A 7287-nucleotide genomic window follows, 5' to 3' on the forward strand; every position below is an offset into this window, starting at 1 on the left:
ACCTTCGCCACCGGCCAGCTGCTGCGCGTCGCCCTGGACGGCACCGGCGCCCAGCTCGTCAACGCCGGCCACCTTTGGCCCCTCCTGCTGCGCGACGGTGCGGTCCAGGAGGTCGAGCCGGCCGTGGACTTGCCCTTCGGCGTTCTGGCGCAGGGACCGTACCTGGTGCAGGACCTCGACCTGCGCCCCGGTGACCGCCTCGTGCTCTGCACCGACGGTATGCAGGAACGCCAGGCGGAGACCGTCGATCTGCCCGACGTCATCCGCAACACCGCAGCCCAGCACCCGCGCGAGGTCGTACGCGTTCTGACCGCGGCGGTCACCGACGCCACCGACCGCCACCTGCCGGACGACGCCACCGTGCTGTGCCTGGACTGGCACGGCCCCCACCGCGGAGAGTGCGACGCGGACGCCGGAACCGACACATGATTCGGTCGGGCGACCCGAACCACGGCGCCCTCTGTACGTGGGGATCTGGGGCGGTCGTTCCGGGGCTGTGGACCGGGTGTGGAAGAAGCGGGTCCTGGAGGGCTGCTGCTGGGACAGGCGCAGGAGCGGCATCGTTCCGGTCCGGGCAACCGCGTGGGAGGTTCGTGTGTTCTTCCTTGGCGGCCCTTTTGCTGTCAGAGGGGCTGGCTGCCGTGTTCTCGCAGGGCGTTCGCCAGGTGATCGGCGAGAGGCTTGGGCAGGTCGTGGCCGTGCACGGTGCCAAGGAGGGTTTCGGCGAGCAGGTGGAGTTTGGTGTTGCTGTTCTGTGAGATGGTGACCAGGACCTGCCATGCCTGCTCGGCGCTGATGGTGTAGGAGGCCATGAGGATGCCGCGGGCGATGTCGATGGCCGGGCGGGTCCGCATGGCGCGTCGCAGTTGGTCGTTTTCTGTCTTGACGTCGTCCGCGGTCGGGGCCGCGCCGTGCTCCGGGCCTGACGGGGCTTTGTCGCCTTCCGTGCCGGGGGCTTGTGCCGTGTCCGTCGCGGTGAGCACGTCGACGGTGCCCGTCAGCTCGAGCAGGCGCTGCACGGCCGGGCTGGAGACCCGGACGGTGAGGGTTTTGGCGGCCTCGCGGGCATGCCTGCGCACGCGCAGCAGAACGTTGAGTCCGGAGCAGTCGCAGAACGCGATTCCGGCGAGGTCGACGACCACCCCGTCCGCTGACTGGTTCAGCGCGTCCTGCAGTACCTGTCCCAGCGCGGGGCTGCTGTCGAAGTCGATCTCACCGGACGCCGTGACCAGAGTGTGCCGGTCGTGGGTGCCGGTGTGGACGGTCAACGACAACGGAGGAAGGCAGGAGGCAAGGCGCCGTTGGGCGCCGCAGTCGATGCACTGCTCCTGATCGCCTGGCAGGGCGGTGACGTGACCGGACATGGTGACTCCCGAGCATCCGTCCTTCTTCCAGCATTCCCACCCCCGCCTTCCACGTCAACAGATACATGAAACACAAGTCGTGCTTTTGAAAGCGTGAAACATCCGCCCTACTCTGTAGGTATGGACGGAGTAGCGGAGCCGTATGCGAGCTGGACGTTCCTGACCAATCATGCGCGGGTGCTGGCTGCCGTCGCCGAGGACGACACCACCCGCATCCGTGACATCGCCGCGCGCTGCCGGCTGACCGAGCGGGCGGTCCAGCGGATCATCGCCGACCTCGAAGCGGGTGGCTACCTGACCCACATCCGCCAAGGCCGTTCCAACCTCTACCGGGTCTCTCCCGACACCGTGCTGCGCCATCCCGCCGACGGTGAGGCGACCGTCGCGAGCCTGTTGGCCCTGCTGGTCCGTCATGACCGCGTCGGCGCCGCCACGGGTGCCGACGCGGATCCGGGCAGTCAACGGTGAGCATCACCCGCCCGGTGACAGCAGGTCGCCGTGGTCGGGGTCATGCAGCCCCGGCCCTGCGGCCTGCACCGACCGAAGGATGTGACCGCTGCGGTGCCGGCGACAGCCGTCAGGGGAGTGCCTGGCGCGCGCGGTGCCGAGTCCGTACGGCCGGGGTCGTCGTGTCGGGCTGCCGGTCACGGCGATGGTGACCAGGATGAGGGTCAGGAGCGCGGGCTGCCCGCGATGGGGCGCGAGACGCACCGCACGGACGCACGGGAGGGGCTGTGACTCTTGGTGAAGTCGTCCTGGCGGACCTTCTGACACGGTCCCACCGGGCCTCCGCCCGGGAAGTTCCGCTGCTGGTCGACGAGGCGGGCCGACGCCTCGGGCTGTCGAGTGCACGGCTGTACGTGCCCGACCTGCAGCAGATCAAGCTGATCGCCCTCCCGCATCCCGCCACTGCCCCGGGCGAGGAAGCCCTGGACATCGACAGCTCCCTGGGCGGCCTCGCCTACCGCACGCAGCAGCTCCAGCAGTCCCGCGACGGTGGTACGGCATGGTTGACGATGATCGACGGAGTCGAGCGGGTGGGCGTCATGAAGGTCACCGCGCCCGCTCTCACCTCACAGCTCCTGGAGGACGGCCAGGCGCTGGCGGGGCTGGCGACCCTGCTGGTGGTGTCCAAGTCGGCCTTCAGCGACCTGGTGATCACGCGGGAGCGCTCGAGAGCCATGACCATCCAGGCGGAACTTCTGTGGGCGTTCCTGCCGCCGCGCACCATCGGTACCGGTCAGGTCACCTCCAGCGCCGTCCTGGAGCCCGCTTACGACATCGGCGGGGACGCCTTCGACCACAACCTCGTCGACGGAATCCTGCACCTGATCCTGCTGGATGCCATGGGCCACGATCTGGCCTCCGGAGGGGCCAGCGCGGCCGCTCTCGCCGCCTGCCGCTTCATCCGCCGCACCGGTGGCACCCTGACGGACGCCGCCATCACCATCGACCGCACTCTCGACCAGTGGATCCCCGGCCGCCTCATGACTGCCGTCCTCGCCCACCTCGACACCGTCAGCGGCTGGTTCACCTGGATCAACTGCGGCCATCCACCGCCCCTGCTCATTCGCGACGGTCATGTCCTGCCCCACGTTCTGGAGGGCGCCCCGCAGCTCCCCCTGGGGCTCGGGTTCCACACCGACACCCCTCCCGTGCAGTATCGCGCCCGCCTCCAGCCGGGGGACCGGATCCTCCTCTACACCGACGGCGTCACCGAAGCCCGCGCACCTGACGGCGACCTCTTCGGCGAGCAGCGCCTCACGGACACCGTCATTCGCTCCATGACCGAGGGCGACAGCGCTCCCGAGGCGCTGCGCCGCCTCATCCAGAATCTCCTCAACCACGAAGAACACCGGATCCGCGACGATGCCACCATCCTGCTCGCCGAATGGCACCCCACGCCTGATTCGGAAGCCGTCTCCGGGCTGAGGTGAAGCGGGCCCCGGGGTTACGGTCCTCGGCTGCGCAGTGCGCGGCGCCGTCGTCCTCACGGTGCGAATCCCGGAGGCCCGCCGTCGTCCCGGGTCCGTCGGAGCGGACGGCTGCCGCGACCGACAGCGGCGGTGCCGGGCGGCGGGACGGCAGTGGCCCGTCACCCCCGGGAAAGGGAGCGGCGGGCCACTGCCGGTCAGGCTTTGAACCGTGTCGTGGAACAGGGCTACCAGCGATACCAGCGGCCGCTACCGCCGCTCGGGCGGGCGACGAAGCCGATCAGCCAGAGGACCAGGACCGCGATAGCCACCCACCACAGAATCTTCACCGCGAAACCCGCGCCGAAGAGGATCAGGGCCAGCAAAAGAACGAGAAGCAGGGGAATCATAGTTATCAACCTCCGACGCGCCGTCTGCCCGGCCGTCCCGCTGGCATGCATTCGAATCCAAATTGTTTGCTGTTCCGTAAACGGGGCACCAGGTGCGCCTGATTTCTGGCGCAATCCATTGCTGTCCGTGCGTCTTCGGATCCGGGAGCGGCCGCGCTCGGCCGACGGCGCGCTCCGGCCCTGAGAGGGTGCGAGGGTCGGGCGCCGAGGAGCCGCCTCGTCGTTCACTGCTTCCGGTGGCGGCACACCAGCCGTGTCGCCACGGCACCGCCGGCGGTTGCCGGCTCAGGCCGCAATTGTCGTGGGCCGTCTGCGCGCTTGTGGCGGTTTCGGCCCGCCGCCCTGCATCGGTCCCAGGTCGTGGAACTGCTCAGCGCCGGCGAGGCCGAATGGTCGTGACAGGGTTCTGATGATGGCGCCGGGCAGTGCCAGGGCCGCGCGTGGCACAGACCGCCATGGGAGTCCGGGTCACCGTCCGCCGGCCGCCACAACCCTGCCTCAGGGCACGAGTCCGCGAGCGCCAGGGTGCGGGTAGTGCGGGTGGTACGGGGTGTCGCGCGTGGCCGCGGCCTCGAAGGACGGATAGTGCAGGGATGGCGTGACGGTGTCTCAGGCCGACGGCTTCACCCGAAACCGAGCTGGCCGCTCGGCCAAGGACCGGGGACTCTGACTCGCACTCTGACGGGGAGTCCGGCCAGCACACAGTGTGTCCGGCCGGACTCGGCGGTCGCAGCGCGCCCCGAACCCGCCGCGGCCGCGCGGACGGCCGCAGACCAATTTGTGGCGCCGCCCAGCCGAGTGACGAGCAGCGCGCCGTGGTGCGCGCCGGGCTCCTGCGAGGTGCCGTCGATGACGTGCTCGTCGATCAGGCGCTGGTGGGCGGACCTGCCCAGCGTTGGTTGTAACGGCGTGCCGCCCGGTCGTTGAGGGTGCTGCCGGCCTTGCGCAGTGTCCGCACCCAGACCGAGCCGGCGGAGGCATCCGGGGCGTGTCCCTGCTTCATCGCCGCACGCTTCTCGGTCTGTTCGGCCGTGTCGTCGAGAGGTGGGGGCAGCATCCGGGCGGCGAGCCCGCTCGCCCGCGTCACCAGGCGGGTGCGACTCCGTGAGCGAGCGAGGCGATGCGGGCTGCCGGGGTGAGCACCAGCCGGGTGTGCCTGCGTTCCACAGCGCACACGATCTTGTTCGCCGCGCGCTCGGCGTCCATCGACAGCAGCGGGGTTCCCGCCGGCGCGGAGAACCAGGCGAACTCGGCCTCCGGCCGGCCGCCGAACTCCGTCTGAAGGCGCGAGCCGGTTCGCATCAGCCCGGGATGGACCGTGGTCACGCTCACCGCGTTCCCGGCGGTCTCCTCCTGGAGCCCCTCGCCGAGCGCGCGCACCGCGGCCTTGGCGCAGGAGCACGGCACCGGATGGGGGACCGCCAGCAGAGCCCACCAGGCCCAGGCGACCACCCGCAGGGCTGCGCCGCAGGTACGGCAGGGCGGCGAGCGCGGTGTGCGGGGCGCCGCAAAAGATGGTTTCCACGGCGTCCCGGAACGCCTGCGGTCCCGCCGTCTCGGCGGGCGCCACCTGGATCACCCCGGCGTTGGCGATCACGGTATCGAGGCCGCCCTCCTGTTGTGCTGTCCGGCGGACCGCTGCCGTCATCGCTCCTTCGTCACTTGCGTCGCACACCAGGGGACGCACGGTGTGGCCGGTACATTCTCGTATCCGACCCACGGCCCGGCCGAGTTCGTCGGCGTCCCTGGCCAACACCGTCACCCGGTGACCGCGCGCGGCCGGCCCGGCCGCTATCAGCAGCCCCAGACCGCGGGAGCCTACCGTCACCAGGACAGAGAGTCCGTCAGGCACGGATGGGTCGGTCGCCGCCGTGTCGTCACCTCGCTGATCACAACGAATCCGGTAGGCCAGTCGAAACCGTGCATCTGGGGTCGGCCGGGAACGGGTCCCGGGCCGAGGGTGGTGTCCCGCCGGTGCGCAGCGCCCCGGCGCCACTCGGGCCGAGTACCCCGTCCGGCGGTCGGACGATCGCGTGCGGCGCGTCGGCCTGCCCGCTGTGAAAGGCGGAAGAGCCTCGGTTGCGGCCTTGGAAGCAGTACCGGTTCCCACCTGATCCGGGAGTTCGTCCCGGCGCCGGAGCGAGAGTCCGGATATGAGAACGGCCACCGTGCTGATCTCCTTCGACGTCTCGAAGGAGATCAGCACGATGACCGAACCGGACGGCCTGCCCCTGCACGCCCTGGCCGAGGACAACCTCGCCTCGGCGAGTCCCGCTCTGTTGCGCGCGATGGTCAAGACGTTCGCCGACGCGCTCATGTCCACGGAGGCCGCTGTCCCCTGCAACGACGAATCCGGGCGGGTCAGCGACGAACGCGTCGACCACCGCAACGGCTACCGCCTGCGCGGGTGGGACACCCGGGCCAGCCGGGCTCTCGAACGGGAGGTGCCTCTTGTGTCCCGGGCCGACGCAGCGAACCCGGCACGCCCGCATCAGGTCACCGGTTTACTGCACTGTCTGTCTGGGCCTCCGAGGTTGCCGACCGGTGCGATGGCGCCGGAGGTCGGGCGTTTCAGGATCTGCCGCGGCCGGTGACGAAGTCGCGAGCCCGGTCCACGAGGCCGGCGCCGGGGGCGAGGAGCTTGTTCGCGGGCGGTGTGTCGGGTGTGGAGGGGTGGGGGCGGGTGGGGGCCATGGCCTTGGCCCGGCGGATCTTGTCCCCGAGATCGTCGAGTGTCTCGGGCGAACAGGCCTGGCGCAGCCTGGGGAAGAGGTTGTTCTCCTCGTCATGGACGTGGCTGGACACCTCGTCCATGAGGAGCTGCAGCAACTGCATCCGCTGTGCGGTATCGGTGTCCGTCTTCTCCAGTTCCTTGAGAATCTTCTCGACTCGGCCGTGATCCGCGAGTTCCTTGTCCGCGAGCCGGTCGCCGCCCTCGATGTGCTCCCGGACTGCCGGGTACAGGTACTGCTCCTCGGCGACCGAGTGGCGTACGAGCTCGATGGTGACCTCGTCCACGAGGTCACGCAGTTCCTGGCTCTTGCCGGTCATGCCTTCGATCCGGCTGAACATCTCTTCGACCTCGCGGTGGTCGGTCATCAGTTCCTCGATGATGTTGCCGCCATGTCCCATCGTGTGTTCCGCCTCTCAGTGGTCGTTGTCGGGGCCGATTTGCCCCTGAGAGACAGCCATCCCCCTGCCGGGGCGACGAAGCGGTCCTGGCGCGCGGATCTCACCCGGTCGGTGGCCAACGAAGGTGGGGGGGTGCAAGCCGGACCCCGCAGCCTGGCCCTGTCGGTGCAGGAGGCCGGTCTGCTCTCCCCGAGTTCTCGGCGCCGCCCGGTATCGGCCTGCCTGCACGCCTTCGGCCCTGCCCAGCGCGGCCAGGCCGTGTCTCTTGGATCAGTTTGAGTCGGCCGTGGCGCTGGGGTCCGTTCGAGTGGGCCGATGGTCCGCACGACACGGCTTAGAGCTCCGAACAAAAGTGGGGCCCGGCGGGCGGTGTCCGGCACGCGCGCTCGCGGCGTTGCCGAAAGGCCCTGGTAGCTCCGCTACAAGGACCTTCCGGCGCCTTGCGATCGCACGCACCGGACACCGCCC

At 69.9% G+C, this 7287-nt stretch carries 8 protein-coding genes and 2 pseudogenes; 4 read left to right on the forward strand and 6 right to left on the reverse strand.

The window, feature by feature from the left end; translation table 11 throughout:
* On the forward strand, positions 1 to 429 hold a 429-nt coding region (locus tag ACWC24_RS41685; protein ID WP_450668139.1), incomplete at its 5' end, for a PP2C family protein-serine/threonine phosphatase.
* 194 nt (positions 430 to 623) lie between these two features.
* Here the strand turns inward: ACWC24_RS41685 and ACWC24_RS41690 are convergent.
* Positions 624 to 1364, reverse strand: a complete 741-nt coding sequence (locus ACWC24_RS41690) for an anti-sigma factor antagonist (protein WP_450668140.1) — start codon at positions 1362 to 1364, stop codon at positions 624 to 626.
* Positions 1365 to 1484: 120 nt separating this feature from the next.
* On the opposite strand from ACWC24_RS41690, the gene ACWC24_RS41695 reads away from it, so the two are divergent.
* Both ACWC24_RS41695 and ACWC24_RS41700 read left to right on the forward strand, forming a co-directional pair.
* Positions 1485 to 1832, forward strand: coding sequence for a helix-turn-helix transcriptional regulator (locus ACWC24_RS41695; protein WP_450668141.1), 348 nt, complete (start codon positions 1485 to 1487; stop codon positions 1830 to 1832).
* 266 nt (positions 1833 to 2098) lie between these two features.
* A complete protein-coding gene (locus tag ACWC24_RS41700; RefSeq protein WP_450668142.1) occupies positions 2099 to 3301 on the forward strand; it encodes a PP2C family protein-serine/threonine phosphatase in 1203 nt (400 codons plus the stop codon).
* A gap of 224 nt (positions 3302 to 3525) precedes the next feature.
* On the opposite strand, the gene ACWC24_RS41705 is transcribed toward ACWC24_RS41700, so the two are convergent.
* The 4 genes and pseudogenes from ACWC24_RS41705 to ACWC24_RS41720 form a co-directional block, all read right to left on the reverse strand.
* Positions 3526 to 3687, reverse strand: coding sequence for a hydrophobic protein (locus ACWC24_RS41705; RefSeq protein ID WP_450668143.1), 162 nt, complete (start codon positions 3685 to 3687; stop codon positions 3526 to 3528).
* Positions 3688 to 4552: 865 nt separating this feature from the next.
* Positions 4553 to 4774: a hypothetical protein gene (locus ACWC24_RS41710; protein WP_450668145.1), complete on the reverse strand. Its 222-nt coding sequence runs from the start codon at positions 4772 to 4774 to the stop codon at positions 4553 to 4555.
* Positions 4771 to 5139, reverse strand: a complete 369-nt coding sequence (locus ACWC24_RS41715) for a hypothetical protein (RefSeq protein WP_450668146.1) — start codon at positions 5137 to 5139, stop codon at positions 4771 to 4773. The genes ACWC24_RS41710 and ACWC24_RS41715 overlap by 4 nt, the downstream gene beginning before the upstream one ends.
* A gap of 19 nt (positions 5140 to 5158) precedes the next feature.
* Positions 5159 to 6004, reverse strand: a pseudogene (locus ACWC24_RS41720) (SDR family NAD(P)-dependent oxidoreductase); the annotation flags it as partial.
* On the opposite strand from ACWC24_RS41720, the pseudogene ACWC24_RS41725 reads away from it, so the two are divergent.
* Positions 5895 to 6137 (forward strand): annotated as a pseudogene (locus ACWC24_RS41725) (transposase); the annotation flags it as partial. The pseudogenes ACWC24_RS41720 and ACWC24_RS41725 sit on opposite strands and share 110 nt — an antisense overlap.
* A gap of 121 nt (positions 6138 to 6258) precedes the next feature.
* Here ACWC24_RS41725 and ACWC24_RS41730 read toward each other — a convergent pair.
* Positions 6259 to 6819, reverse strand: coding sequence for a hemerythrin domain-containing protein (locus tag ACWC24_RS41730; RefSeq protein WP_450668144.1), 561 nt, complete (start codon positions 6817 to 6819; stop codon positions 6259 to 6261).
* Positions 6820 to 7287: the final 468 nt, after the last annotated feature.

The organism is Streptomyces sp. NPDC001443, assembly GCF_053597355.1.

What these genes read in the sequence shown, in the direction of transcription:
- ACWC24_RS41695 (WP_450668141.1), top strand. Translation starts at nt 1,485, where the DNA reads ATGGACGGAGTAGCGGAGCCGTATGCGAGCTGGACGTTCCTGACCAAT.
- ACWC24_RS41730 (WP_450668144.1), bottom strand. Translation starts at nt 6,819, where the DNA reads ATGGGACATGGCGGCAACATCATCGAGGAACTGATGACCGACCACCGC.
- ACWC24_RS41690 (WP_450668140.1), bottom strand. Translation starts at nt 1,364, where the DNA reads ATGTCCGGTCACGTCACCGCCCTGCCAGGCGATCAGGAGCAGTGCATC.
- ACWC24_RS41705 (WP_450668143.1), bottom strand. Translation starts at nt 3,687, where the DNA reads ATGATTCCCCTGCTTCTCGTTCTTTTGCTGGCCCTGATCCTCTTCGGC.